This is a genomic window from Acinetobacter sp. 24-47-47 (assembly GCF_057737035.1).
This window is the reverse complement of record NZ_CM173216.1, coordinates 1,427,176-1,453,783: the sequence shown is the minus strand read 5'-3', so window position 1 is coordinate 1,453,783 and position 26,608 is coordinate 1,427,176. Positions and strand designations below refer to the sequence as shown.

27 protein-coding genes and 1 other RNA gene are annotated in these 26,608 nt (G+C 38.4%); 6 read left to right on the top strand and 22 right to left on the bottom strand.

Features of this window, described 5'->3' with window-relative positions:
• Positions 1–24: 24 nt before the first annotated feature.
• The 6 genes from AC1M9E_RS06760 to AC1M9E_RS06735 all read right to left on the bottom strand — a co-directional run bounded on the left by AC1M9E_RS06760 (position 25) and on the right by AC1M9E_RS06735 (position 6,699).
• Complete coding sequence (locus tag AC1M9E_RS06760; protein WP_035263634.1) at positions 25–462, bottom strand: HIT domain-containing protein; 438 nt, start codon at positions 460–462, stop codon at positions 25–27.
• A 224-nt stretch (positions 463–686) separates the two neighbouring features.
• Positions 687–4,145 carry a transcription-repair coupling factor gene (gene mfd / locus AC1M9E_RS06755; RefSeq protein WP_481607508.1) on the bottom strand — a complete coding sequence of 1,153 codons (3,459 nt, stop codon included), beginning with the start codon at positions 4,143–4,145 and terminating at the stop codon, positions 687–689.
• Positions 4,146–4,246: 101 nt separating this feature from the next.
• The gene (locus AC1M9E_RS06750) at positions 4,247–4,597 is read right to left on the bottom strand and encodes a hypothetical protein (RefSeq protein WP_481612602.1); all 351 of its coding nucleotides are present in this window, start codon (positions 4,595–4,597) and stop codon (positions 4,247–4,249) included.
• A 99-nt stretch (positions 4,598–4,696) separates the two neighbouring features.
• Positions 4,697–5,482, bottom strand: a complete 786-nt coding sequence (locus AC1M9E_RS06745; protein WP_488225162.1) for a glutathione S-transferase N-terminal domain-containing protein — start codon at positions 5,480–5,482, stop codon at positions 4,697–4,699.
• 30 nt (positions 5,483–5,512) lie between these two features.
• Complete coding sequence (rraA, locus tag AC1M9E_RS06740) at positions 5,513–6,022, bottom strand: ribonuclease E activity regulator RraA (RefSeq protein WP_180027814.1); 510 nt, start codon at positions 6,020–6,022, stop codon at positions 5,513–5,515.
• An 11-nt stretch (positions 6,023–6,033) separates the two neighbouring features.
• Positions 6,034–6,699, bottom strand: coding sequence for a Rossmann-fold NAD(P)-binding domain-containing protein (locus tag AC1M9E_RS06735; RefSeq protein ID WP_481607406.1), 666 nt, complete (start codon positions 6,697–6,699; stop codon positions 6,034–6,036).
• 215 nt (positions 6,700–6,914) lie between these two features.
• Between AC1M9E_RS06735 and rpsT the strand changes: the two genes are divergently transcribed.
• Entirely contained in the window at positions 6,915–7,184 is a 270-nt protein-coding gene (gene rpsT / locus AC1M9E_RS06730) for a 30S ribosomal protein S20 (protein ID WP_035263646.1), read from the top strand.
• 78 nt (positions 7,185–7,262) lie between these two features.
• On the opposite strand, the gene AC1M9E_RS06725 is transcribed toward rpsT, so the two are convergent.
• The 3 genes from AC1M9E_RS06725 to AC1M9E_RS06715 all read right to left on the bottom strand — a co-directional run bounded on the left by AC1M9E_RS06725 (position 7,263) and on the right by AC1M9E_RS06715 (position 9,370).
• On the bottom strand, positions 7,263–8,000 hold the full coding sequence (locus AC1M9E_RS06725) for a histidine phosphatase family protein (RefSeq protein WP_488225161.1): 738 nt from the start codon (positions 7,998–8,000) through the stop codon (positions 7,263–7,265).
• A 61-nt stretch (positions 8,001–8,061) separates the two neighbouring features.
• Positions 8,062–8,910 (bottom strand): 3'(2'),5'-bisphosphate nucleotidase CysQ family protein, encoded by an 849-nt coding sequence (locus AC1M9E_RS06720; RefSeq protein WP_481607408.1) that lies wholly within the window; start codon positions 8,908–8,910, stop codon positions 8,062–8,064.
• A 322-nt stretch (positions 8,911–9,232) separates the two neighbouring features.
• On the bottom strand, positions 9,233–9,370 hold the full coding sequence (locus tag AC1M9E_RS06715) for a hypothetical protein (RefSeq protein ID WP_171076720.1): 138 nt from the start codon (positions 9,368–9,370) through the stop codon (positions 9,233–9,235).
• 297 nt (positions 9,371–9,667) lie between these two features.
• On the opposite strand from AC1M9E_RS06715, the gene AC1M9E_RS06710 reads away from it, so the two are divergent.
• From AC1M9E_RS06710 to AC1M9E_RS06695, 4 genes are all read left to right on the top strand, one after another.
• Complete coding sequence (locus tag AC1M9E_RS06710) at positions 9,668–10,360, top strand: HAD-IA family hydrolase (protein WP_481591038.1); 693 nt, start codon at positions 9,668–9,670, stop codon at positions 10,358–10,360.
• Positions 10,344–10,784: an RNA-binding S4 domain-containing protein gene (locus AC1M9E_RS06705; RefSeq protein ID WP_035263651.1), complete on the top strand. Its 441-nt coding sequence runs from the start codon at positions 10,344–10,346 to the stop codon at positions 10,782–10,784. The genes AC1M9E_RS06710 and AC1M9E_RS06705 overlap by 17 nt, the downstream gene beginning before the upstream one ends.
• A 146-nt stretch (positions 10,785–10,930) precedes the next feature.
• Positions 10,931–11,974, top strand: a complete 1,044-nt coding sequence (gene recA, locus AC1M9E_RS06700; protein ID WP_035263652.1) for a recombinase RecA — start codon at positions 10,931–10,933, stop codon at positions 11,972–11,974.
• A gap of 67 nt (positions 11,975–12,041) precedes the next feature.
• Positions 12,042–12,668 carry a regulatory protein RecX gene (locus AC1M9E_RS06695; RefSeq protein ID WP_035263653.1) on the top strand — a complete coding sequence of 209 codons (627 nt, stop codon included), beginning with the start codon at positions 12,042–12,044 and terminating at the stop codon, positions 12,666–12,668.
• Positions 12,669–12,695: 27 nt separating this feature from the next.
• Here the strand turns inward: AC1M9E_RS06695 and ffs are convergent.
• Positions 12,696–12,792, bottom strand: an RNA gene (gene ffs / locus AC1M9E_RS06690) — signal recognition particle sRNA small type.
• A gap of 285 nt (positions 12,793–13,077) precedes the next feature.
• On the opposite strand from ffs, the gene AC1M9E_RS06685 reads away from it, so the two are divergent.
• Complete coding sequence (locus tag AC1M9E_RS06685; RefSeq protein WP_481607409.1) at positions 13,078–13,905, top strand: YbgF trimerization domain-containing protein; 828 nt, start codon at positions 13,078–13,080, stop codon at positions 13,903–13,905.
• A 47-nt stretch (positions 13,906–13,952) separates the two neighbouring features.
• On the opposite strand, the gene lpxA is transcribed toward AC1M9E_RS06685, so the two are convergent.
• The 12 genes from lpxA to rimO form a co-directional block, all read right to left on the bottom strand.
• Positions 13,953–14,741 carry an acyl-ACP--UDP-N-acetylglucosamine O-acyltransferase gene (lpxA, locus tag AC1M9E_RS06680; protein WP_035263657.1) on the bottom strand — a complete coding sequence of 263 codons (789 nt, stop codon included), beginning with the start codon at positions 14,739–14,741 and terminating at the stop codon, positions 13,953–13,955.
• Entirely contained in the window at positions 14,738–15,220 is a 483-nt protein-coding gene (gene fabZ / locus AC1M9E_RS06675) for a 3-hydroxyacyl-ACP dehydratase FabZ (protein ID WP_035263658.1), read from the bottom strand. The genes lpxA and fabZ overlap by 4 nt, the downstream gene beginning before the upstream one ends.
• A 1-nt stretch (position 15,221) precedes the next feature.
• A complete protein-coding gene (lpxD, locus tag AC1M9E_RS06670; protein ID WP_481607410.1) occupies positions 15,222–16,292 on the bottom strand; it encodes a UDP-3-O-(3-hydroxymyristoyl)glucosamine N-acyltransferase in 1,071 nt (356 codons plus the stop codon).
• 3 nt (positions 16,293–16,295) lie between these two features.
• Positions 16,296–16,784: an OmpH/Skp family outer membrane protein gene (locus AC1M9E_RS06665; RefSeq protein ID WP_373683274.1), complete on the bottom strand. Its 489-nt coding sequence runs from the start codon at positions 16,782–16,784 to the stop codon at positions 16,296–16,298.
• 28 nt (positions 16,785–16,812) lie between these two features.
• Positions 16,813–19,335, bottom strand: a complete 2,523-nt coding sequence (gene bamA, locus AC1M9E_RS06660; protein WP_481607411.1) for an outer membrane protein assembly factor BamA — start codon at positions 19,333–19,335, stop codon at positions 16,813–16,815.
• Positions 19,336–19,376: 41 nt separating this feature from the next.
• Positions 19,377–20,732 carry an RIP metalloprotease RseP gene (gene rseP / locus AC1M9E_RS06655; protein ID WP_481589954.1) on the bottom strand — a complete coding sequence of 452 codons (1,356 nt, stop codon included), beginning with the start codon at positions 20,730–20,732 and terminating at the stop codon, positions 19,377–19,379.
• Position 20,733: 1 nt separating this feature from the next.
• Complete coding sequence (ispC, locus tag AC1M9E_RS06650; protein ID WP_481607412.1) at positions 20,734–21,930, bottom strand: 1-deoxy-D-xylulose-5-phosphate reductoisomerase; 1,197 nt, start codon at positions 21,928–21,930, stop codon at positions 20,734–20,736.
• Complete coding sequence (locus AC1M9E_RS06645; protein ID WP_035263666.1) at positions 21,931–22,755, bottom strand: phosphatidate cytidylyltransferase; 825 nt, start codon at positions 22,753–22,755, stop codon at positions 21,931–21,933. It abuts the gene before it with no gap.
• A 2-nt stretch (positions 22,756–22,757) separates the two neighbouring features.
• Entirely contained in the window at positions 22,758–23,504 is a 747-nt protein-coding gene (uppS, locus tag AC1M9E_RS06640; RefSeq protein ID WP_481587503.1) for a polyprenyl diphosphate synthase, read from the bottom strand.
• 8 nt (positions 23,505–23,512) lie between these two features.
• Complete coding sequence (gene frr, locus AC1M9E_RS06635) at positions 23,513–24,067, bottom strand: ribosome recycling factor (RefSeq protein ID WP_481588194.1); 555 nt, start codon at positions 24,065–24,067, stop codon at positions 23,513–23,515.
• 76 nt (positions 24,068–24,143) lie between these two features.
• Positions 24,144–24,872, bottom strand: coding sequence for a UMP kinase (gene pyrH, locus AC1M9E_RS06630; RefSeq protein ID WP_035263670.1), 729 nt, complete (start codon positions 24,870–24,872; stop codon positions 24,144–24,146).
• A gap of 47 nt (positions 24,873–24,919) precedes the next feature.
• Positions 24,920–26,263, bottom strand: a complete 1,344-nt coding sequence (gene rimO / locus AC1M9E_RS06625) for a 30S ribosomal protein S12 methylthiotransferase RimO (protein ID WP_179998097.1) — start codon at positions 26,261–26,263, stop codon at positions 24,920–24,922.
• Between the last annotated feature and the right edge of the window lie 345 nt (positions 26,264–26,608).

Below are 26,608 nucleotides of genomic sequence, written 5' to 3'. Positions count from 1 at the left end.
TATTCTTCCTTGAAATTGACGTATTTACTCCATACGCCAATCGAAAGGCATGTCACCTTGACCACGTAGCGCGAGCATGAGCGTTTGACGCATATGCGCTAAAACATCATTACTGTAAGGAACTGCAGGTGAAGCACCCCAAACAGGCTTAGGCCATGCAGAATCATTCTGATAACGAACTACATGATGAAAATGAAGTTGAGGAACCATATTTCCTAGTGCTGCAACGTTCATTTTATCCGCACGGAAAACTCGAGATAATTGACTAGATAACCAGCTAGATTCTCTTAAAAATTGTTCTTGGTCTGCTTGGCTTAATTCATATAATTCAGTTACACCAGGAACACGCGGTACCAAAATCAACCATGGAAATTGCATGTCATTCATTAAACGACAAGTTGAAAGTGGAAAGTCGCCAACAAAAAAAGTATCTTGAGCAAGTTGTGGATGCAAACTAAACATATATTTATAAATGACGCAAAAATTAAATGGATAGCTAATACTAACACAACAGTTTTAGACTGAGTATTATTAGTCATGTGTTTCGATACAAAAAAATATGTATTTCATTGATTTGAATCTCACTCATTCATTGCAATGCATCGCTAAAAAATCAACCTATAAGGTTGACTGTCAGCCAGTGCATTTTGAGCAATGAACAAGTATTGATTCAAGCCCAACTTAGATCAGTTGAGCCCTCTCATCAATTCATCTAAAAGATCATTAATAAACTGAATTCTTTTGTCATTTTCCTCAAGCATAACCATTACTTTCAGACGTTGACCACCGTCCATTCTAAAAAATGTCGGATGTTTTTGCATCATTTGGATAATACTCATCGCTTGAACAGGAGTATCAGGTGAAAATTCAATTTGGCCACCCTGCTTACTCAAGTCAATCTTGGTAATACCTAATTTTTCTGCTTTTATACGCACCTGATGAACAGTAAAAAGATATTTCACTTGTTGAGGTAGCACACCAAAACGATCGATAAGCTCCATACGGATATGATCGAGTTTTTCTTGTGTATCCGTATTACTAATTCGCTTATAGAACAATAAACGCTGATGCACATCACCTAAATATTCATCTGGAATTAATGCAGGCATATGTAAACTAATTTCTGCAGTGAGTGACAAAGGTGCATCAAAGTTAGGAGTCTTACCACTTTGGATGGCTTTAGTCGCTTTCTCAAGCATTTCCATATATAAACTATATCCAATTGCATGCATTGAACCACTTTGTTGCTCACCTAAAAGCTCGCCTGCTCCACGTATTTCCAGATCCTCTGTCGCCAATACAAAACCAGCGCCTAAAGTAGAAGCACGCTGAATGGCATCGAGTCGTTTTTCAGCATCACCTTTTAAGCCTTTAATAGACGGAACCATCAGATACGCATAGGCTTGATGATGAGAGCGCCCCACACGACCACGCAGTTGATGAAGTTGTGCCAAACCTAGCTTGTCTGCTCGCTCGATGATAATTGTATTGGCATTTGGTACATCAATTCCCGTTTCAATAATGGTCGAACACACCAATACATTATATTCTTTATGATAAAACTGCTGCATGACCTGTTCTAACTCACGCTCACGCATTTGACCATGCGCAACTGCAACCCGAGCTTCAGGAACTAACAACCGAATATTTTCAGCCGCTCGTTCAATGGTATCCACTTCATTATGCAAAATATAAACCTGACCACCACGTAATAGTTCACGCAAGATCGCCTCTTTCATCGTGGCATCGGTCTGCTCATTGACAAAGGTCTTAACAGCGAGACGGCGTGCAGGTGGTGTAGCAATAATTGAGAGGTCACGCATACCTGAAAACGCCATATTTAAGGTACGCGGGATTGGCGTAGCGGTTAGCGTCAGCATATCTACATCGGCACGCATCGCTTTAATACGTTCTTTATCTCGCACACCAAAGCGATGTTCTTCATCAACAATCATCAACCCAAGTTGTTTAAACTGGACATTTTCCTGCAAAATTTTATGTGTTCCAATAACGATATCGACTTTACCATCTGCCAAATCTTCGATCGTTTTTAAGTGTGTTTTATTTGAGCCAAATCGAGATAACACTTCAATACGGATAGGCCAATCAGCAAATCGGTCTTTGAAGGATTCATAATGCTGTTGTGCAAGTAAAGTTGTTGGAACTAAAACAGCAACTTGCTTATTGTTCTGTACAGCAACAAAAGCAGCTCTCATCGCCACTTCTGTCTTACCAAATCCAACATCACCACAGACTAAACGATCCATTGGTTTAGCTTGTTGCATGTCGTATAAAGTCGCTTCGATAGCATTCGCTTGATCAAGCGTTTCTTCATAAGCAAAACCACTAACAAACTGCATATAAGTAGTGTGATCTAATTCAAATTGAATACCTGGTTTTGAGTGGCGTCTTGCTTGAATATGAAGAAGTTCGGCTGCAACATCATGTATTTGCTCTAGTGCTTTGCGCTTAGCTTTATTCCAAGCATCAGTACCAAGTTTATGCAGTGGTGCTAAATCAGGATCACCTCCACTGTATCGACTAATCAGATGCAAATTGGTGACAGGAACATAGACTTTGGCATCATCAGCATAATTAAGTTGCAAAAATTCGTGGTCTTGCTCATCAATACATAAAGTCACTAATCCCGCATAGCGACCTACACCGTGATCAATATGAACTACAGGAGCACCTATACTTAATTCAGTTAAACTTTTAACTAAGAACTCTTCAGAAACTTCATGCTGGCGTTTTCTACGGCGTTGTACAACACGATGCTCATAGAGTTGATTTTCTGAAATGACAGATATTTGTCCTTTAATCTCCAAGCCACGTTCAAGTGGTGCATGCGTTACTGCTACTGAATATTGTTGATTAATAAACTCCTGATAATGCTCTACAACAGGAATTTCACCCATACTTGCTCGCAAGGAGTCCTTTAACGATTCACGACGTCCCGCACTTTCAGCAACGAGTAAGACAGGGTGTTGCGCAGCATCAATAAATGATTTTACAGCATGAAATGGCTGTTGATGTTTAGGCTCTACCGCTAAACGAGGTGGCTGTTCAGCAGAGGTATTAATTACACCCGCTTTAGGTTCAAAAACTTCGTCAGATGCGATAATACGAGGAAACTGATTGAGTTGTTCAAAAATTTGATTTTGTTGAAAGAAGATTTGTTCTGGAGCTAATAAAGGTTGATCAACATTATGACGTCGGTCTTCATAACGCTGATAAATATCTTTCCAAAATTGAGTTAATTCACTTTCAATATTTCGATCTGTAATGACAATGGAATGATTTGGTAAGTATGATGTAATACTACTTTGTTCTAGCATTTCTTTTTTTGAAAAGAACAGCGGAAAGTAATAGTCCAATCCGGGTGAAGATATACCCTCCATTACATCCTGATAAATCGGATTTTTTTTCGGGTTCGCCGTTGGAAACTCTTCAGCATAACGGTCTCGAAATTGAGCTCTACCTTCTTTTAAAGGAAACTCTTTAGCTGGTAAAACCTTAAAATGTTCAAGTTTCGTCGTGGTCCTTTGAGTTTCTGGATCAAAAAATTTTAAAGAATCAATTTCATCATCAAACAAATCTATTCGAATTGGAGCATCTTGCCCTGAAGCAAAAATATCAACTAAACTTCCCCGAACAGCAAATTCTCCATGATCATATACAGTATCGACCAAATGATAACCAGCCTGAATCAGGCGTTGTTTCTGCTTTTCTAAATCAAATTTTTGCCCAACGCTAATATCAAAATGCTCACCTAACACCCAAGACGTCGGCGCAACACGTTGTGCCAAAGTTGTGCTTGAAATGAGTAGTATCCCTTTTGCTGGCATATTAGAGAGCACTGATAATCTTTCTGAGACAATATCTTGATGCGGAGACAACCGATCGTAAGGTAAGATCTCCCAATCTGGAAAGATGGTGGGCTTCACACCATAAAATTCAAGTTCACTCTCAAGTTGAGCTAAATGTTGATTATTTCTAGCTACCAGAACAAAGAGTCGATCAGAGTTTTGACTTATTTCTTTTAAAAGCAAAGCGATGGCAGAGCCTTTAAGCGCCCCTAACCATCTTTTTTCGCCAGATTTTATTTGTGATAGATTAAGTTGAGAAATTTCTTTTTGGAACATGAAGATCGCTTTAAAAGTCTGGTAGGACATTGCACTATTTTATCATGTTCAAAATCGAGAATGAGTTATTTTTAGATATCACAAACATTCAGTCGCAAACATTAGCGCTCACGTTTGAATTCACGATAATAATCATTGAGCAATATCACGAATTTTTTTAACTGTTCTAGATTCTGTTGATTATTACCTAATCTCGTAGTAAAACGACCTGTATTCAACTCGAGATCTATTTTCTCTTTGATCAACATTCCCCGATAAAATAAATTTTCCAAATCATCAAAACGAGTAACCTTTCGGTTCGAAAAATATGTCAATCTTTCATTTAGTTCATTCAAAACAACGTCATCGATAATATATCCTAATTCAGGATCATGACGAATTTGATGGGTCTGTAAATAAACTTGCTCAGCCGATGGTTTTTTTTGAAACAAATCAGAAATTTTTTTAAACATAGTTCGGTAAGAAAAGCTAAAAACTCAAAATAATGTTTTATCTTAGCATTTGGTCACGAATACACCTATATTCATGACCAAAAAGCACTCAAACTAAAATTAACCGTAATTTTTTCTTAAATATTCTACAATCTTCTTCGATTCGAACAATTTTACGCCTGTATTAGGATCAACTAAATACGGGACTTGTATATCCTTCCCCTTGCGATTCATTACCTTTACAACCTGCTCGCGTTTACCGCCAGCCAAAGGAATATATTTCCCAGGCTTCAATCGTAAAATCGCTGGTCCTTGATCCTGCCAACGTTCTTTAGCAACATTATGAAACTTAAATGGTAATTCAAGTTCTGTGAGTTCAGCGCGCACGATTCTGGTGTATGGACTCGCTTCAAACCCCCACAGCTCAATTAAATGCTCGGGTTGTGGTCTCAGCTTAATCGCTTTATTTATAAAAATCCCACGAGCACCATTAATCAGTGTTCCAGCTAGAGCAACTACAGGCAATTTGGGGTAGTGTGAGAATTGCTTCGGTGTTTGACCTGTCTCACCATAATGCTTAAAAAGATAGTGAATAATATCCTGAGACTCGTAAAGTTTAGCACCAGTATTTTCATCAATTAAAAAAGGAAATTGAATCTTACCCCCAAGTGTTTTTACTTGATCTCGATAGACCCTTCCACCTTTCGGACAAGGATACACTTCGTAGTCAAGATTAAGTAAAGTCAACACTTCTCTTACACGACGACAGAAAGGTGATCCTTCAAATTCGTAAAGCTTTAATGCTTTTTCTGGCTGTTTAGGAAACGGTGTACCTGAAGTCCCACGTCCACCTTCTGCAACAGCTGAAGCTAGCGCCTGAGCCACTTTTAATTGATGAATCACCATACTGATTACCTCGTTTTTGTTTTATTTAAATTAATCGACTAATTTTGTCTTGGACACAATAATTCCATTATTGTCTGCATAGATATAATCACCTGGTTGGATTGTGATATTTCCAATTTGAATCGTGATATTGGTTTCGCCCACCCCTTTGCGATTACTTTTTTGAGGTATAGCCGCAAGTGCGTGCACGCCTAGATTTAAACTCGCAATGGCATCAACATCTCTAACACAACCATTAATAATGACACCACCCCATCCATATTTAACGGCAGACTCAGCAATCATATCTCCCATCAATGCACAACGCATGGAAGAACCACCATCTACAACTAAAACTTTGCCTTGCCCATCTGTAGCGAGTAACTCTTTTACTCGTGAATTGTCCTCAAAACATTTAACAGTGACAGCTTCACCCCCAAAGCTTTTTACACCGCCGTAACTTTTGAAGAATTTTCCATCAATAGATGGATACAATACTTGAATATCTAAATCAGGATGGTCATCCAGTAAATCACACGTCACAAATGTTGGCGTTGTCACTTTTTATACCCTCAGTTATGTTTTTGAATCTCTAAATTATCATAAATCTTAATTTTTTCATTTTGAGTTCTTGCGCTCACGACCATAGTATTAGCGACTTGCTCTGCTGTCACTGGCTTATATTTGAATGTATTTGGCAGAAATTGCGATACTCGCTTGAAAATACTCTGAGAAATATCTTCGAGTGTCCTTGTTTCAGCTCTTTCACCAATTAAGAGTGAAGGTCGAATGATCGCCAATTGATAGAGTGATAATGATTTTAGATAATTTTCTAACTTTCCCTTCACTTGATTATAAAAGAATTGAGATCTTTCATTCGCACCTTCCGCACTTACAATTGCAAAAAAAGTATCGGTATTCACAAGCAAATCAGCAAAATGAGCATTTATCTCAAAATCGATATTGTAAAAATTTTCTTTAGAGCCTGCTTTTTTAATTGTACTTCCTAGGCAACTAAACGCATGTGAGAATCCAGAAGCGTCCTCATCATTTAACATTAAAAAGTCATCAATGACCAACTGATCAACTTTAGTGAACTTTTCAAATTGTTCATCATGCTTACGAACAACTACGACAATTCTTTCGCAATCTACCAATTGATTCAAATGATTTACCAAAGATCGACCAACTAAACCAGTTGCCCCTATAACTATTGCACTTTTAATATTTTTAATCATTTTTTCGCCATTCCTTCCAATATTCATATAATCTAACGCGCTAACCGCATTTTATCTGCATCAAAAATGTTGTCAAAGCATGTCAAGACTTGACTTTGCCGCATCATTTAATCACAATATGGCACTTGTTTACGGGCTGGTGTAAATTCTTCTAATGTTTGTATTTAGTTGAAATTTCAGCCCGCCCAGACCAATCAATTTCAAGGAGTGCACGAGTGGCAAACTCTGCTCAAGCAAAAAAACGTGCTCGTCAAAACGTTAAAGCACGTAAACACAACGCAAGCTTACGTTCTATGGTTCGTACTTACCTTAAACGCACAGTAGCAGCGATCGCTGCGGGTGACTATGCAGCAGCTTCTGAAGCTTACAAAACTGCAGTACCTGTAATCGACCGTATGGCTGACAAAGGTATCATCCACAAGAACAAAGCTGCTCGTCATAAGAGCCGTTTAAATGCACAAGTTAAAGCTTTAGCTTCTAACTAAGTTGCGTTAAAAAAAGCCCTTTAAGGGCTTTTTTTATATCTTAAATTTATCAATAATGCTTAAAAAATATTAAAATTACTATCTTTCTTGCTCTATAAATTCACGAATAGACAGCTCATTACGTTCACCACGCCATATCCATTTCAATTTTGCATCTATAAATGCTTCACCTTCAAACCAAACAAACAAACCTTCCATCATTTCTGGCCAATCCTGCTGACGAATCTGTGTTTTACCTGAAATTACAGCCAGAATACCAGCGAGAATAGTGTCATGGCTAACCGCCAAACTTAATCCATGATTCTGTTGAGGGTGAGTTTGATAAAGCAAATGTAAAACATCAATCACACCTGTAATTGGCTGCTTCATCCCAGGTAAAGTATTGTTTACAAAGCTATTGATAAAGCCCAAAGCACCTTGTTGCTTAAAATATGGCGCAGCTTGCTCGATATCTAAAACGAAGCTACCAGGCTCGACCAAAAGCCCCTGCTCAACAATTTTAATATGATGGGTATTTGACTTAAGATTGATTTGATCAGCACCTTGAATCATCAGTGCTGCAGTATCAATACAACGTTGAATTGGACTAGAAATACAGTGTTCAATCACACGATCTGTTTGATCAATAAGATAAGCCCCCCAAGCCTGCGCCAGATCCTTACCTTGATCTGTTAATTGCAAATCATATCCAGCGAGTCCTTGGCCCACCACCATTTCACGTATTGAGTGGCGAGTAAATAGTGTAACAGGCACAGCAACATCGGGCAGTAAATCAACCGCTCTGAGCATACTTGGAGGAAGCAACTTCAGCGACATAATAATTCTAATAAATGAAATTAATTTGACTATAACACGATGAAATTATAGTTCCACTCCCCTAAAGTACATTTGACAACGCATCTAAAGCCAATTGCCTCATTTCAGGATCACGATAGGCGATAAAACCATTATTCAAAACAGTATCACGCTGATTATAGGTAAATGGCACAGAATCTAAGGTCAATAAACCACCCCCTATACTCTCTAGCAAGCCTTGTCCAGCACTGGTGTCCCACTCAGAGGTTGGATGAAATCTTGGGTAAATATCTATCTCACCTTCAAGCATCATGCAAAATTTATAAGCACTTCCAGCTTCACGACGTATAACCGGTATTTCTCTTTCAATATAATCAATATAGTGTTGATACTTAGGATTTTTACTACTATGACTCAGCCCAATTTGGATGGCATCGACTGGTGAGGCTTTAAATTTGCAATATTTTTCCCAAATATTGTTCATAAATGAATATTTATAAGGAAGATCCGTCAAATAGCCCATATACATAACTTTCTCAGTCGGCACGACTATGACTGAAAATACAGTTTGATAGTTCTGAATAAGACTCAGATTAATTGTAAATTCATCACGTTCATGAATAAACTCCTTCGTACCATCCAAAGGGTCTAGCATCCAACATTGAGGCCATTCATGTCGCTCTGAATAATCACTTTCTTCAGAAATGATCGGAATATCAGGTGTAAGTTTTGCAAGCTCTCTGAGCAGATATTGATTGACCTTTAAATCTGCTTGAGTTACAGGAGAATGGTCATCTTTTTCGTTGATTTTAAAATCACGTCCAGCACAATAGTTTTGATATTCTTCTAATAATATTTGGCTTGCAACAGCCAAAATCGGAACCAAATTTAACATTTGTTGATCTTGGGGAGCATGCGTTGTGATAAACATGGATAAAACCTATTTTTTCTGGCGCTACACACTCTAAGCACGACGATCATATTAAGAACCTCAGCCTAAAATGCAGCGTGATTTAATTTGCATTGTTGGATTTATATTAATAGTAGCAAACCTATAAAATATAACCACTTTGAAACACATAACCCATTTCAATCATAAGAACTCTAACACTTTTAAAACAAAATCCGAAGCGTGATTGCCAACAACCCTCAATACATCTTAAATAACACCCGCAATAGTTCCAAAAATCAGAGAGCGCCTTAGAGTCAGTATCAACATAAAAAAACAAGTCTTCTTAAAGAAGGCTTGTTTTTTATTTTTGCTCTTTGACTGGACTTTCAGGCTGTTCATTCGGTTTTTTTACAGGCTCTTTATTTTTAAAAGAGTCCTGATTCCCTTTATCCTCATTAGATTCTTTGTGTGGTTTCGAACTATTATCATGTTTTGTCATACTTCAAACTCCTATGCACCATTTTCAAAAAATATGATGCTTTCATAGCGACTTCTATACTATTTTTGTATTCATTATCAAGATCTAAATTTGTGACCTCACACATCTAATTCGATATAATACGAATGGAATGAAATATAGAAGTCACCACGCACACCCTTTCTTGAAGTTCAATTTTAAAATGCTGATGCAAGTCCAACCTTTTGCATCAAATGATGGTGTAAATCGATATTTAAATAACACCCATTTTGTTGTTTTTATTTGTGCTAAATTGCAACAATACCTGAGGAAAGATGAATGAATAAACCCATCATCATGTTTGACATGGATGGAACCCTACTCGATCTTGCTTTTGACGATTTAATTTGGAATCACAAACTCCCTGAGCGACATGCCAAAACTCATCAAATCAGTTTAGAGCAGAGCAATCAAATTCTATTTAAATTTTATCAAGATCATAAGCACACGCTCGATTGGTATTCTACGCGCTTTTGGACAGCCAAAGTCGGCGTTGATACTTTTCAGCTTCAACACGATCACAAAGAATTCATCAAGCCGAGACAGGGATGCATTGCGTTATTATCAAGCCTTAAGCAAGCTGGATACCGAATATGGTTAGTCACCAATGCTGATGAAAGAGGTTTGGCATTGAAAATGAATCAAGTTGACCTCACCTCTTATTTTGAAGTGATGATCAGTAGTGAAACAATCGGTTTTGCTAAAGAGCGTTTTGAATTTTGGGATCAATTACAGCAAATGCACCCATTTGAACCTCTTCACTGCGTTCTCGTTGATGATACTGCGGTTGTACTCGAAGGTGCTAAATCTTTTGGTATTGAGCATCTAATCACAATTACCCAACCATCTAGCGCTCAACCTGAGCGCGAAAGGTCTAAACTTCAGTATCCTGCAATTAATGATCTAAGATCATTAATCCCCTATTTAGACCAAATTAACCATGAGAAAGAAATGAATGTCAAAACAGCATGAAACTAAAATCACTGATTCAATGCGAATTGATAAGTGGCTTTGGGCAGCACGCTTTTTTAAAACCCGCTCAATTGCCAAAGCAGCAATCGAAGGTGGTAAAGTTCATCACAACAATGATCGTGTTAAAGTTTCCAGAGAAGTACGTGTAGGAATGGAGTTAACGATTCAGCAGGGATTTGAAAAGAAAACCGTCATAGTGAAAGCATTATCATCTGTACGAGGCGGGGCACCTACTGCACAATTACTCTATGAAGAAACTGAAGTCAGTATCGCGCGTCGTGAGTTGCTTTCTGCACAAAGAAAATTGCATAATCTTGCACGACCAGATCATCGACCAAGCAAAAAAGATCGACGTGATATTACAAGATTCCGTCAACAAAATGGTCAGCAATATGACGAAGTTTGGTCATACGATGATGAATAAGTTAAAGCGACAAATACTGTCGTTTTGAAGTTTAAAATTATAGAACAGTTCGATTTTTTCTGTCACTATAAATGCCGTGGACATTAGACTTAATTAAAGACATCCACTTAAGTTATCAGTGATTTACATCGTTTTGAGGTTATGAGATGGATGATAATAAAAGCAAAGCACTGAGTGCTGCTTTAAGCCAAATTGAAAAACAATTTGGTAAAAATACGGTAATGCGCCTCGGTGACAATACTGTTCAAGCTGTAGAAGCTGTATCTACAGGCTCTCTTACATTGGATATCGCACTAGGTATTGGTGGTTTACCTAAAGGCCGTATTATTGAAATTTATGGTCCAGAATCATCAGGTAAAACCACCATGACACTTCAAGCGATTGCGCAATGTCAAAAAGCTGGTGGTACTTGTGCATTTATCGATGCTGAGCATGCTTTAGATCCTCAATATGCTCGCAAACTTGGTGTTGATATCGATAACTTATTGGTGTCACAACCTGATCACGGTGAACAAGCACTAGAAATTGCAGATATGCTGGTACGATCTGGCGCTATCGACTTAATTGTTGTCGATTCTGTAGCAGCCTTAACCCCTAAAGCCGAAATTGAAGGTGAAATGGGTGACTCTCATATGGGTCTACAAGCACGCTTGATGAGCCAAGCATTGCGTAAAATTACAGGTAATGCAAAGCGTTCCAACTGCATGGTGATCTTCATTAACCAAATTCGTATGAAAATTGGTGTCATGTTTGGAAGTCCAGAAACCACTACTGGTGGTAATGCGCTCAAATTCTATGCTTCTGTACGCTTAGATATTCGCCGCATTGGTCAAGTGAAAGAAGGCGATGAGATTGTTGGTTCTGAAACACGCGTTAAAGTGGTGAAGAACAAAATGGCACCTCCTTTCCGTGAAGCATTATTCCAAATCATGTACGGTAAAGGTACAAATCAGCTTGCTGAATTGGTCGATCTCGCTGTACAACAAGAACTTGTTCAAAAAGCTGGTGCTTGGTATTCATATCAAGGCAACAAGATTGGACAAGGTAAGAACAACGTGATTCGTCACCTTGAGGAAAATCCTCAACTTGCACAAGATCTTGATCGCATGATTCGTGAACAGTTGTTAACCACAGCGACACCAGCTCCAACTGAAGAAAATGACGAAGAAGCAGATTTATTTGAAGTATAATTTTTCAAAAATTTGAAATCGAAGCGCCCAAATTCTGGGCGCTTTTGTTTAAGTGCATGGATTTAAAATGTCAGAGAAGTTTCCCAAGTTCATTCATTATGAGCAATTAAAATCAATAATGAATGAAGATGAACCTCAACATCTCATCAATGATCAACACTCGGCTAGTCAACACCTAACCGATCAAGCACCAGATGAATGTGATTTAGATGATACTCATTCATCAGTTCTAGCACAGAATAAAGGCTTAACAGGGACTCGTTTGAGATCGTATGCATTTGCAGTCTTAACTCGCAAAGAATACTCAAAAAAAGACTTAATTGATAAACTTGCTTTGTATGCACAAAATAAGGAAGAGGTTTTGAGCTTAGTTGATGAGCTAGCGCGAGAAAATTATCAAAGTGATGCTCGCGTTGCAGAAATGACGGTACGCAGCCAATTACGTAAAGGAAAAGGTCCAAATCGAATAAAGCTAGCGCTTAAAAGCAAACACGTTGATAAAGCGTTGGCTGAACCAGAAATGGAAGAAATAGATTGGTATGAACAAGCATACTTATTGAAGGTCAAAAAATATGGCTATGAAGTTGCTCAGGACGCAAAATTAAAAGCAAAACAAATTCGCTTTTTACAATATAGAGGCTTTGAAATGGATGCGATTATGAAAGCTATAAAACGAAAAGAGAATGAAGAATAAGAAATAAAATTATTATAATGGTGGCAACCCTACTAGCAAAACTCCGGCACATTATAGTTCTGATACCGTTGCTACCTTCCGGTCCTGGCGGGGTTCTCAGAGTACAATTGCGAAGCCACCAGCAGGGCTACCATTGCAAGAACAGAGTATAGAGATTTTTAACGATCTTGCAAGACCATAATGGGCTTTAAAGGCACTAAAAAAGTTCAAGTGAATATTTACTAATCTATTAACAACAAACTTGATATTTTTCATCTAAATAACTTCAACTTAAATTTCTTCATTTATACAGTTTCATTGTAAATTTATATTGATTTTAAATGCTATGACGTTTTTAATGATCTGATTATTAAGAATTGAAAATACTCAAAGTTCAAATTTGAGTATGGACACAAATGGAATAATGAACATGCTCAATAAGCGTACTTTTCTTGCACTAGCATTGATGAGCTCAACATCAGTTTTTGCCAATATTCCTATCGAATCAAAAGGATTAAGCCAAAATTCGAGTTTGAACCAAACAGCAGTCGCAGCGAATAACACCGCTACAGCCCCTACCAACACCAGTTGGCAGCTTATCCAACAAAATCAACGCTTAGAAAATCAAATTCGTGCACTTCAAGGCAAATTAGAAGAACAAGAACATCAAATTAATCAACTGACCAACGAATTAAAAAATCGCTATACAGATCTAGATCAAAGATTAGAACTCCTTCAACAAAAAATTGATCCTGTGGAGGAGTCCAATGCCGAAGATCCTAATACTGCACCACCCATTCCTAATGAGCCAACTGCACCAAGCACTAGCACTAACTCCAATACCACAGCATCACAAAATGCAACGAACTTGAATCAAACCAACCAACAAGAACTTGATAAAGCGGCTTATACAGTTGCCTTAGATGCATACAAACAAGGTGGCGCAAAAAAAGCCATTGCACCTATGCAAAACTTTGTACGTAACAATCCAAATAGTGTGTATACAGGTAATGCCTATTTTTGGTTAGCTGAATTCAATTTAGCAATTGAACCACCCAATTATGAAGAAGCAAGAAAACACTATGAAACTGTCGCTTCGAAGTTTCCAAATTCAGGAAAAGCACCGCGATCTTTATATCAGCTGTATAGCATCGCGAAAGATGTAAATAAAAACGCTCAAACTGCTGAAATTTATAAAAATAAACTACTGAGCACCTATCCTGACTCTGAAGAAGCTGGATATTTCAAAAAAAGTTGAATAAAAAAAGACATCATAAGATGTCTTTTTTTTTCTAGCAAAAGCTCTTAACGAACAATACCGCGCTTAGATTCATTTAGAGAATCTATGAGGAGCTGAGCTTCAGAAACATTTGGTAAAATTTCAGCAGTAATCTGCTCAATGGCTTGTTGTGTCGTTAGACCACTTTTATAAATTAACTTAAATGATTCTCGCAAACCATTGATTACATCTTTTGACCAACCCTTACGACGCATACCTTCTACATTCATTCCAAATGCATGAGCCGGATTACCAGACACCATCACATAAGCAGGAACATCCTTCAAAATCAATGATGCTCCACCAATCATGCTGTATGAGTCGATCTTACAGAATTGATGAATACCGGAGTTGCCACCGACAACAACGAAGTCACCAACATGCACATGACCTGCGACACCAACATTGTTTGCAAAGATGTTGTTATTACCCACCACACAGTCATGCGCAATATGCGTATTGACCATCAACAGATTATTACTACCAATTTTAGTAATACTTTGATCCTGCACTGTACCGCGATGCAGACTACAATGCTCACGAATTTTGTTGTTGTCGCCAATCTCAAGCCAAGTTTCTTCACCAGCATACTTAAGATCCTGACACACCTCACCCACACTGGCAAACTGGAAAATTTCGTTTGATTTACCGATGCGGGTATATCCACCAACCACCACATGAGAATGTAACACTGTCCCACTATCAATCGTCACATGAGGACCAATAATCGAATAAGGACCAATTTTTACATCAGAAGCAATCGTTGCCGTAGGATCAATAATTGCTGTAGGGTGGATTAAATCACTGTTACTCATGCTTGCTCTAATTTCTGATGAGAAATAATAATTTCAGCTGTCGCTGCAATTACACCATCAACGCTCGCACTACAAAGATACTTGTAAATACCACGTTTCTGCATTACAAGCTCTGATTTTAACACGAGTTGATCACCAGGAACGACTTGTTTTTTAAAACGAACTTTTTCAGCGCCAGCGAAAAGAAAAAGTGAACCCGGTTTGGGTTTTTCATTGTTCATAATAAAGCCAAGAACGCCAGAAATTTGTGCCATCGCCTCAACGATTAAGACACCCGGCATGATTGGATAACCTGGAAAATGACCTTGCATAAACTCTTCATTTATGGAGACATTTTTAAATCCGACAATTCCATTCTCAGTCACTTCTGTAACACGGTCTACCAATAGAAATGGATAACGATGCGGCAAATATTCACGAATTGTTTGAATATTCATCGGCAATTCAGGAATTGAAAAAGATAAAGTAGACTCTGTCATATTATTTACGCAATTTTAAAGTTGATTCGATTGACTCTAACTGAGCCTGCATATCATCTATTTGTTTGACTAATTTGGTCAATGGCACATCTGCTAATTGTCTTAGACGAACAACTGTTCGTTTCCAACGAGAATTTTCGAGCAATCCCATTCCTGAAGAATATGTACCAGCTTCTAAAATGCTACCTGTGACCATTGACATTCCAGTTAGCGTCACATTATCTACAATTTTTAGATGTCCTGAGATACCACAAGCACCTGCAAGGATACAGTTTTTGCCAATCACAGTACTGCCCGCAATACCGCATTTTGCAGCAATTGCAGTATTTTCACCGATTTGAACGTTGTGTGCGACTTGCACAAGATTATCAATAATCACACCATCATGAAGTATAGTGTCATCCAAAGCGCCACGATCAATACTACAGTTAGAACCAATTCTGACATCATTTCCAATTTGAACAGACCCGAGTTGAGCAATTCGGTTCCACTTACCTTGATAAGGAGCAAAGCCAAAACCCTCTCCTCCAATTACGGTATTCGCATGGATACGAACACGTTTAGCAATTTTAGATCGACCCGTAATCGTGACATGCGAATCGATGAAACAATCCTCACCGATTTCAACATACTCATCAATTTTAGTTTGCGAATGAATTACTGTATTTGATCCAATCACGGCATGTGGGCCAACTACAACGTAATGACCAATGTATACATTATCTCCAATCATAGCACTCGGATCGATTACTGCGGTGGCCTCGATACCACGTTGCACAGTTTTAGATTCGAACACATGAGTTAAAATCGCGAAAGCAAGATACGGATTTTGTACGACAATAAAATTATTATGCTGATTAAGCTGAGCCTGCATCTCAGAAGTGACAATTAAGGCACCTGCTTGAGATGAAATCGCTTCGTCTAAATACTTATCAGAATTTACAAAAGAAATTTGGTTTGAGTTCGCTTGAGTTAAACTTGCAAGACCCTCTAGCAACAGATATGCATCACCAATAACTTGGCCTTGTACAAGTTTGGCTAAGTGATCGAGACGAAATTGATTTGATTTCATTGACTATTTGATTGCATTAACCTTTTGAATCATTTTAGCAGTTAAATCGTATTTTGGGTCATATGCCAAGGCAGCATTTTTATTTAAAACTAAATCAAGATTATTTTCTTTGCGCAATTGTTCAGCAACTTGTTTAATTCTTGAGTCGAAAACTTTATTTGTATTTTGAATGGTGCTTTGAACACGTGATTGAACAGTCTGTTGCAAAGATTGAAATTCGTTCATCTTCGTTTGATATTGAGAGGATAGTTGCTGGGCATTCGATTGATTGGCTTGAGCTGATTTAGCCAACGCTTCAATTTCTTTACCCAATTGTTCTAATTTTACCGTTTGCGGCTTAATTGTCTGCTCAAGCTGAGTATTCTGCTGTTTTAAGTACGTGCTATTTTCAACGACTTTTTCTAAATCAATTACCCCATATCCTGCTGCATGCGCAAAGCCAACTACAGATGTGAGTAAAACCGTTGAAATCGTTGTTTTAAACATATTCATTATTATTCCTTAAAGGCAAAAGGCCGTACTAGAAAGTACGACCAATTTCAAATTGAACAGACTTAGTTTCATCACCAGGCTTATCATTCAGTGGGTACGCATAGCTTAATGATAGTGGACCAATCATCGTAATCCATGTGAAGCCTACACCAACACTATATCGCATATTTCCAGCATCGAAACCAAAGTTGTCTTTACAGTATTGTCTAGCATCGAATGCAGTCGAATTGGTTGCGCCAAAATAAATATTTCCAGTAGGTACGTCACATTGAGTGTCGAACACTTGAGCACCTTCTGCAAAAATAACAGGACGGACCTGTCGCGCCCAGTCGCCTTTAAAAGGAACTGGTAAGATTAATTCAGTACCAAATTGAACTAATGCATTACCCCCCACCTCTTCAGGGTTTCTATCTTCTCGAGTTAGAGCAGCATCTGTAATACTCGGATATTTTGGACCTAATGTACTATTATCATAACCACGAACAGACCCATAACCACCAGCGTAATAGTTTTTATAGAATGGTAAATCATTACCGAAACCTACCTTACCATAACCACGCCATACAAAATCCTTTCCTAAAGGAATAAAGGCTTGAGTATCGTATGTTACCTTCTGATATTCAACATCACTACCCGGCAATGCAATCTCTGCATTAACACGATGAGACATACCCGACGTTGGGAAGCGTGGATTATTTAATGTGTTATAAGACCAACCTAAATTTAAACTATAAGTAAAGAAATCACCTTTAAACTCATTACCGTACTCAACTTCAGGTTCAGAGCAAGGTTCATAAGCAATTACATTACCGTTATCATCTTTAATTGGCTCTAAGTCGACTGGACAATACTTACCAGTACTTGTTTCCCTACCACCATTGGCAAGTAAATAATCACGCACATAAGTAGAAACAAATGGACCAGTCGTTACTTCAGTTTGATCAATATTAATACCAGCACTTAAGCTCTGATTCTCATCAATTGGGTAACCAAAGCTCAGACCACCACCGAAGCTATCTGTAACATAATTGTTAACGTTATAGTCTTCGTCTAATTTCGTCTTACGATAATAGAGATTGTAACCACGGCTGACACCATCAATTGTAAAGTATGGATCAGTAACACTTAGGTTATAATAATCTTGTGTCTCAGAACGAGAAAGATCAATCGCTACACGGTTACCTGTACCTAAGAAGTTAGTTTGACTTAAACCTGCTTGGAACGTAATACCCCCGTTTTGCGAATAACCCACAGCTAAAGTACTTGATCCTGAGTGTTGTTCTTCAACAGCGATATTCAAATCAATCTGATCAGGCGCCCCCGGAACACGTACCGGCTTAACATCTACTTTACTGAAAAATCCAGTACGCATTAAACGGACTTTTGAAAGATCAATTTTTTCGTTACTCGCTAATGCACCTTCCATCTGGCGCATTTCACGACGTAAAACTTCATCAGCAGTCTTGGTATTACCTGTAAAATTAATACGTCTAACCGTAACTTGCTGACCCGGATTGATGTAATAATTCAAATTAACTTTTTTTGTTTCATTGTCAATTTGAGGCACAACATTAATTTCAGCATAGTAATAACCAGCATTACCATACTTACGCTGTAACAACTGTTTTACTGCATTCACCAACTCTTGTGAGTAAGTTGCATCATCTTTATAAATCTTTAGTGCACGAAGATCTTCGTCTTTATATAAAGCATCACCTAAAAATTTGGTTTCACCAAATTTAAATTGCTCACCCTCATTCATTGAAACTTCAATGAAAATATTTTTTTTATCTTCACTGATATTCAAATTAGAGTTGGTAATTTCAAAATTGATATAACCTTTATTAAGGTATAAAGCTCTTAATGCTTCAAGGCTTGCTGCCATTTTTTCACGCGCGTAGCGATCATTTCTGGAAATGACAGATAACCATCCGCTTTCCTTGACAGCAAAGACTTGCTTAATTTCATCGTCTTTAAATACAGTATTACCAATTAAATTAATTTCAAAAACTTTAGCTGGTTTACCTTCAATGAAATTAATATTGACATCAACACGGTTATTGGCTTTTGCAACAGTTTCGACCTGAATATCCGCATTATAGCGACCTTGTTGTGAATACTGCTGTTCAAGCTCAGTTTCTAGCGTCTGAAGTGCAGATTTAGTGAGCACCTCACCTTCAGCTAGACCCATTTTCTTCAAGCCCTCTTCCAAGGCTTCTTTTGGAATGAGCTTATTACCCTTGAAATTGATTTTAGAAATAATAGGACGTTCAACGACTTTAAAAACCAAAACATCGTTTTCTTTGAAAGCTTGAATATCATCAAACGAATTAGAGGCATACAACGCACGAATCGCATTCGCAATCACTGGATCATTAATGCGATCCCCAGCATTCACCGGTAACATTGCGAGTACATTAGCCTGCGTTAGTCGAACTAATCCATCAACACGCACATCCCGCGCGATAAACTCGTCTGCTGCATATACTTGTTGTACTGCTGCCATTGCGCTAACGAGTGCCAATGGCATAAATAAATGTTTGTGCTGCATGCCTATTGTTTTCCAGTAAGTTAATTATCCATCTATAACGCTTATAAACGCATAAAATCATTAAATATTGCGAGAAACATCATACTTCCCAGCAACACCATACCAATTTTTAATCCAACCAATTGTATTTGTTCAGAAACAGGTTTACCACGAATTAATTCAATTATGTAATAAACTAAATGCCCACCATCCAACATCGGAATCGGAAGCAAATTTAATATACCCAAACTTACACTCATTAATGCCATAAATGAAATGAAAGTTTGCCACCCCATTTCAGCACTTTGACCTGCAACTTTAGCAATCGTAATTGGACCCGAGAGATTATCCAACCCAATCAATCCACGAATCATTTTGACAATTGAGCCAAGTATCATAGAAGATAATTGACCCGTTTTTTCAACCGCAACCACGAAAGCTTCCGCTGGATTATATTGAATTGTATGCTTATATTCAGCAGGAATATTGATCTGACCAGATTGAGCTTGCACTCCCAACATTCCTGTCGTATTGCCCATATTGTCACGCTTTCCTTGAGGCATGACCTTTAATTGAACAATCTCGCCTTGACGCATCACTTCAATATTCAATAGTTTTTCTGGTGATTTTTGTACTATATCAACAACTTCAAACCAATCGTTAATTTTTTTATTATCAATCGCGACAATTACATCACCTTCCTTCATCCCTTGGCGTATAGCAGCACCATCTTCAGATAATTTATGCACAACTGGTTGAACATGAGGTCGATATGGTAAAAACCCCAAGACATCCAAAGGTGATTGAGACTGATCTTTTAGAAATTGCTGAATCGGTAAATTAAAAGTTTGCACCTGTCCATCACGATCAGCTTGAATTTGAATCGTACCAGTTTCACCTACGCGATCAATCAGCGCATAATTCAATTTTTCCCAAGTTGGCGTCGCAGTTCCATCCACTGCTATGATTTTATCACCAGAACGCATCTCTACTTGTGCGGCTGGCGTATTTTCAATCACTTTACCAACTCGAGTGTTTAATTGTTCCTGAGCTGGTAAGAACAGAATCCAAAAAAGTAAAACAGCAAAAATTAAATTAACAAGTGGTCCCGCAGCAACGATTGCAATTCGTTTTAAAGGGGATTGCCGATTAAACGCATAAGGTAAATCTTCTGCACTTACATTACCTTCACGCTCATCTAGCATTTTTACATAACCACCTAAAGGTAATGCAGAGAGCTGATATTGAATGCCTGACTTTTTAGAGGTCCACTTTAGAACTGTTGGACCAAATCCAATTGAATACACAAGAACCTTAACGCCAAGTTTTCGTGCTACCCAGTAATGTCCAAATTCATGAATTGCAATCAATGGACCTAGAAGCAAAATAGCCGCGACGATAATGAAAAGTATATTCATCTTAGGTACTCAGTGAATTCGTGAGTTGAATAGCATAGCGACGTGAAAGCGCATCAGTCTCTAGGATTAGCTCCAAAGAATCAGCATTTGAATTTTGAATATGGTTCAAAGTGGATTCAACAACTTTAGGAATATCTAAAAATTTGATTTTATTTTTTAAAAATGCTTCAACCGCGATTTCGTTTGCAGCATTTAAGATCGCAGGCGCCAATCCTCCAGATTTCATTGCTTCACGAGCCAATTGCAACGCTGGAAAGCGTACAGTATCAGGCTGCATAAAATTAAGCGTATCGTTTAGAAATAAATCTAGCGGAGGAACATGTGCTTCAATCCGATCTGGCCATGCAAATGCATGTGCAATCGGCGTACACATATCAGGATTACCCATTTGAGCCAAAGTACTACCATCAACATACTGAACCATTGAGTGAATAATACTTTGTGGATGCACAACCACTGTAACAAAATGTTCTTGAATTGAAAATAAATGACAGGCCTCGATCAACTCGAGACCTTTGTTCATTAGCGTTGCCGAATCAACTGATATCTTCTGCCCCATAGACCAATTAGGGTGCTTACAAGCCTGTGCAGGTGTCACATTACTGAGCTCATCTAGCGTATGATGCAAAAATGGACCGCCAGAAGCAGTCAACAAAATTTGTGAAACACCTAACTGGGGTTTACCACCTGTATCTAATTGTAAATAATTTTGAGGCAGGCACTGAAATATTGCGTTATGTTCAGAATCTACAGGTAATAATAAGGCTTTATTCTCTTTAGCGGCCTTCATCATGATGTCACCAGACATCACCAACGATTCTTTATTTGCTAGAAGAACACGCTTACCAGCTTGAACAGCAGCGAGTGTTGGCAATAATCCTGCCGCACCCACTATCGCCGCCATCACGATATCAACCTGAGGATGCTCAGCAACAGCGATTAAACCCGACTCATCAGAGAGAATTTCGGTTGAAGTGATATTTTTTAATTTGAAAAATTGATGTAGTTCATCCACCTTGCCTGAAGGTACAACAGCATAATGTGGATGATATTGTTGACATATTTCGCTTAACTGCTCTACACGACTAAATGCAGATACCGCAAAAACATTGTACTTCTCTGGATGTCGATCAATGACTTTTAAGGTACTTTGTCCAATTGAACCCGTTACACCTAATATACATACTGATTGAGACATCTATAAATCTACACCAACAAGTTTTAAAACAAATATTCCCGCAGCAAAAATAGGTGCGGCAGCAAGCAATGAGTCAATGCGATCTAATACACCACCATGACCAGGCAAAATACGACCTGAATCCTTAATACCTGCACGACGCTTAATCATTGATTCAAATAAATCACCTTGAACTGAGCTAAATACTGTCAGCACAGATAGGAGTAAAAATAGAATATGCTCTACTGCGGTTAAATCTAAATAGTTAAATTGTACAAATAAGATAACAATGATGACTGTAATTACACCACCGATTAACCCTTCAATAGATTTATTCGGGCTCACCTCAGGTGCAAGCTTACGCTTACCAAGCTTCCTACCTACAAAATACGCCCCACTATCAGCACCCCACACTAAGAGGAATAGATACATGAGCCACCAAGGTGAACTTATCCAGACTTCGTATATTGCCGATACTGCAGCGCTAATAATCACTACACCAATCCAATTCAGTGAAGTGTTATACCACGCATCATAAAGAGGATATTGCTTAACCCAATAAATGGTAATAACCCAAGTAATAATCGAAGCACTCCACAACAGCAGTACTAGATCATCAAAATAAAGCGCAATTGCAGAAAATACCGCAGTGATTACACCAAAGCATCCTGCTTTAAATTTATTCACTTGATCAGTTTGACGAGGCATGAGTTTAAACCACTCATAGCCAGCCCCCCCGGCAGCGATAATCATTAACGCTAACATTGGATAAATGGATGTAGTTGCAAACATACAGCTCAAGACTACAGCCACTAAAATCAATGCGGTAATTATCCGCTCTAACATTATTAGTTCTCTATTTTCTCTTGTTGGACCTGCTCAGAGGTTTTTCCAAAGCGCCTTTCACGCCCTAAAAACACACCAAAGGCATGATCCAATTCTTCTGTTGTGAATTCTGGCCACAACGTCTCAGTAAAATACAACTCAGCATATGCAGATTGCCATAATAAAAAATTAGACAATCGATAATCACCACCAGTACGAATCAATAAGTCGACTGGAGGTAAGTCACCTAAACTGACATGCTGAGCAAACAAATCAACATCAACTTGATCAACATCAATTTTTTGTTCTTTGACGAGTTGTGCGATTGTTTTAGCAGTTTGTGCGATATCCCACATTCCACCATAGCTCACAGCAATTGTGAGCGTCATTTCTGTGAAAGTAGCAGTCCTTTGTTCTGCTTGCAACATTAATTGTTGCAATTCTGGCGATAAACGAGAGCGATCCCCGATGAATCTAAGCCCAATCTGAAACTTTATCATTCGGGGAATTTGTTCATTAATCGTCTCTTCCAACAGTTTCATGAGCAAATCAACTTCGTATTGAGGTCGATTCCAGTTTTCACTTGAGAAGGCATAAACAGTAAGTGCTTTTACACCCACTTTACGACAATGCTCTACAATCGGATCAAGGACATTTTTTCCTTCACGGTGTCCATCACCTTTTTGTAGATGTTTCTTTTTTGCAAAACGATTGTTGCCATCCATAATGATGGCAACATGTTGAGGCAGAAGCTCTGCTGAGATGGTCATTATATAGCTTAGACCTTCATCAACTCTGCTTCTTTTGCTGCTAAACGCTTTTCAACTTCAGCAACAAATTTATCTGTGATTTTTTGGATTTCATCGCCAGCACGACGCTCATCGTCTTCAGAAATTTCTTTTTCTTTCAGCAACGCTTTAATATCACCTAATACATCACGGCGAATATTACGAATCGCAACTTTTGCATTTTCAGCCTCGTTACGTGCCACTTTTTGCATATCACGGCGTGTTTCTTCAGTTAATGCCGCCATTGGTACACGAATTGAATCAGCAGTAATTGGGTTCAAACCTAAATCTGACTCACGAATTGCTTTATCAATTGCAGCGACCATATTGCGCTCGAAAGGTTGAACAAGCAATGTACGCGAATCTTCAACACCAATGTTAGCAACTTGGTTTAATGGCACATCAGAGCCATAGTAAGGAACCATTACGCCGTTAAGAATTGATGGATGTGCACGACCTGTACGAACTTTAGCAAAACCATGCTCTAATGAGTCCAATGATTTATTCATGCGCTCTTCAGCATCTTTTTTAAGATCGTTAATCATGTGATCTTCCTTACCTAATTCTCAAAATTTAAATCAAAATAGTGTTTAGTATAAATAGCTTTGAAAGCCACGTACATCAATTAGTAACGTGAGTACCTTCTTTTTCACCCATAACCACTGACAATAACGCACCTGATTTATTCATATCGAATACTTGAAGTGGAACATTATGGTCACGGCATAAGCAAATCGCGGTTAAATCCATTACACCAAGTTTCTCATCTAAGACTTGGTCAAATGTTAATGCATCATATTTAACAGCATCTTCGTATTTGCTTGGATCTTTATTGTAGACACCATCTACCTTCGTCGCTTTAAGAATTAAGTTGGCCTCAATCTCAATACCACGTAAGCAAGCAGCGGTATCTGTCGTAAAGAATGGATTACCAGTACCCGCCACAAACACACAAACTTCACCATTATTTAAATGACGAATCGCATCACGGCTAGAATATGATTCTACAACTGTACCGATTGGTAATGCTGACATTAAACGGGTTTTAATATTACGACGTACCAATGCATCTCGTAGCGCCAAACCGTTCATCACAGTTGCTAGCATACCCATTTGATCACCTGTTACGCGACCAACCAACCCATCTTGCTGTAATTGGCTACCACGATAAAGGTTACCACCACCCACAACGATACCAACTTGCACACCTAGACCAACCAAGTGAGCAATAGATAAAGACATTTGATCAAGCACTTGTGCATCGATACCCATATCTTTATTGCCTGCTAGCGCTTCACCCGAAAGTTTTAGCAGAATACGACCAAAGCGTGGTTTTTTAGAATCTAACATTACAAACTCCAATATCCGAATTCATTTATAAGTATTACTTCAAACAATTATGCGGTTTTAATTTCAATCAATTCTGCATAAAGGTCGTATTCATCCGCATCAGTGATTTTAACAACCAGTAAATCACCTGCTTTAATCATGCTCTTATCAATATCTTCCACAAAGACATTTCCATCAATTTCAGGGGCATCTGCATAAGAACGCGCCACTGCAACTGGAAACTCTTCTTCTAGATCATCAACCAGCACAGTCATGGTTTGACCAATACGCTTTTGTAGTTTTGCAGCAGAAATTTCTTGCTGAACCTGCATAAAGCGTTCGTAGCGTTCCTGTTTAATTTCTTCAGGCACATGATCTGGCAGATCATTTGCAGTTGCACCTTCAACTGGAGAGTATGTAAAACAACCAACGCGATCGAGCTGAGCTTCTTTCAACCAATCTAGAAGTTGCACGAAATCTTCTTCAGTTTCACCCGGGAAGCCAACAACAAATGTAGAACGAATGACTAAATCAGGACACTTTTCACGCCAAACTTTTAAACGCTCTAGCGTGTTTTCACTATGCGCTGGACGCTTCATCAGTTTTAAAATTTTAGGGCTAGCGTGTTGGAATGGAATATCTAAGTAAGGCAAGATCTTACCCTGTGCCATCAAATCGATAACCGCATCAACATGTGGATATGGGTAGACATAATGCAGACGCACCCAAATACCCAATTGACCTAATGCTTCACACATATCATAGAACTTAGTTTTTACAGGCTGACCATTCCAAAAATCAAGCTTGTATTTTGTATCTACACCATATGCCGAAGTATCTTGAGAAATAACCAAGACTTCCTTTACACCAGATCGTTTTAAAGCCGCCGCTTCTTCTAATACAGAACCAACTGGGCGAGATACCAGATCGCCACGCATACTTGGAATAATACAGAAGGTACAACGGTGGTTACAGCCTTCAGATATTTTCAAATATGCATAATGTTTTGGTGTTAATCGAATACCTTGTTCTGGCACAAGATCAATAAACGGATTATGTTTAGGAGGTTCAGGAACATATTGATGCACAGCTTCCATTACTTCTTGATAAGCTGCTGCACCAGTAACTTTAAGTACGTTTGGATGCATTTGACGAATTTTTTCTTCATCTTTACCCAAACAACCTGTCACGATGACGCGACCGTTCGCACTCATCGCCTCACCAATCGCGTCCAATGACTCTTGTACTGCAGATTCAATAAAACCACAGGTATTAACAACAACTAAATCAGCACCGTCATAATCCGACGCTACATCATAACCTTCAGTTTTTAACTGAGTAAGAATTCGCTCGGAATCTACCAATGCCTTAGGACAACCTAAAGAAACAAAACCGACTTTGGGGGATTTCATGAATCTGCGCTCCACTAGAATCCGCGTATTGTATGTCTTTTCAATTCATAAAAACAGTTGAAAACCCCACTCTTTGCATAACGCACCAAAATATTCCCATAAATTTTAAAAAATATTGCAATCGCACCAATATGATGCATTATTAAATAAACCCAACTTTGCATGCATATTTTGCAATCGCTTCGCGCTTTTTTTCTTAATAAATGAGTTCATTTTAGTTGTTTTTAACGATTTCAAACAAAGTTGGCTCATATTTTGCTTTATTTGAGGACGTTAAAATTAAATAACTCCCTCTTTGTGAGCAGTGATGGAAAAACTCATAGATGCAATTGCTCTATTTTAAGA

Coding starts and splice junctions, on each gene's coding strand:
- AC1M9E_RS06760 (WP_035263634.1), bottom strand. CDS start 462: ATGTTTAGTTTGCATCCACAACTTGCTCAAGATACTTTTTTTGTTGGC.
- mfd (WP_481607508.1), bottom strand. CDS start 4,145: ATGTTCCAAAAAGAAATTTCTCAACTTAATCTATCACAAATAAAATCT.
- AC1M9E_RS06750 (WP_481612602.1), bottom strand. CDS start 4,597: ATGTTTAAAAAAATTTCTGATTTGTTTCAAAAAAAACCATCGGCTGAG.
- AC1M9E_RS06745 (WP_488225162.1), bottom strand. CDS start 5,482: ATGGTGATTCATCAATTAAAAGTGGCTCAGGCGCTAGCTTCAGCTGTT.
- AC1M9E_RS06735 (WP_481607406.1), bottom strand. CDS start 6,699: ATGATTAAAAATATTAAAAGTGCAATAGTTATAGGGGCAACTGGTTTA.
- AC1M9E_RS06725 (WP_488225161.1), bottom strand. CDS start 8,000: ATGTCGCTGAAGTTGCTTCCTCCAAGTATGCTCAGAGCGGTTGATTTA.
- AC1M9E_RS06720 (WP_481607408.1), bottom strand. CDS start 8,910: ATGTTTATCACAACGCATGCTCCCCAAGATCAACAAATGTTAAATTTG.
- AC1M9E_RS06715 (WP_171076720.1), bottom strand. CDS start 9,370: ATGACAAAACATGATAATAGTTCGAAACCACACAAAGAATCTAATGAG.
- AC1M9E_RS06710 (WP_481591038.1), top strand. CDS start 9,668: ATGAATAAACCCATCATCATGTTTGACATGGATGGAACCCTACTCGAT.
- AC1M9E_RS06705 (WP_035263651.1), top strand. CDS start 10,344: ATGTCAAAACAGCATGAAACTAAAATCACTGATTCAATGCGAATTGAT.
- recA (WP_035263652.1), top strand. CDS start 10,931: ATGGATGATAATAAAAGCAAAGCACTGAGTGCTGCTTTAAGCCAAATT.
- AC1M9E_RS06695 (WP_035263653.1), top strand. CDS start 12,042: ATGTCAGAGAAGTTTCCCAAGTTCATTCATTATGAGCAATTAAAATCA.
- AC1M9E_RS06685 (WP_481607409.1), top strand. CDS start 13,078: ATGCTCAATAAGCGTACTTTTCTTGCACTAGCATTGATGAGCTCAACA.
- lpxA (WP_035263657.1), bottom strand. CDS start 14,741: ATGAGTAACAGTGATTTAATCCACCCTACAGCAATTATTGATCCTACG.
- fabZ (WP_035263658.1), bottom strand. CDS start 15,220: ATGACAGAGTCTACTTTATCTTTTTCAATTCCTGAATTGCCGATGAAT.
- lpxD (WP_481607410.1), bottom strand. CDS start 16,292: ATGAAATCAAATCAATTTCGTCTCGATCACTTAGCCAAACTTGTACAA.
- AC1M9E_RS06665 (WP_373683274.1), bottom strand. CDS start 16,784: ATGAATATGTTTAAAACAACGATTTCAACGGTTTTACTCACATCTGTA.
- bamA (WP_481607411.1), bottom strand. CDS start 19,335: ATGCAGCACAAACATTTATTTATGCCATTGGCACTCGTTAGCGCAATG.
- rseP (WP_481589954.1), bottom strand. CDS start 20,732: ATGAATATACTTTTCATTATCGTCGCGGCTATTTTGCTTCTAGGTCCA.
- ispC (WP_481607412.1), bottom strand. CDS start 21,930: ATGTCTCAATCAGTATGTATATTAGGTGTAACGGGTTCAATTGGACAA.
- AC1M9E_RS06645 (WP_035263666.1), bottom strand. CDS start 22,755: ATGTTAGAGCGGATAATTACCGCATTGATTTTAGTGGCTGTAGTCTTG.
- uppS (WP_481587503.1), bottom strand. CDS start 23,504: ATGACCATCTCAGCAGAGCTTCTGCCTCAACATGTTGCCATCATTATG.
- frr (WP_481588194.1), bottom strand. CDS start 24,067: ATGATTAACGATCTTAAAAAAGATGCTGAAGAGCGCATGAATAAATCA.
- pyrH (WP_035263670.1), bottom strand. CDS start 24,872: ATGTTAGATTCTAAAAAACCACGCTTTGGTCGTATTCTGCTAAAACTT.
- rimO (WP_179998097.1), bottom strand. CDS start 26,263: ATGAAATCCCCCAAAGTCGGTTTTGTTTCTTTAGGTTGTCCTAAGGCA.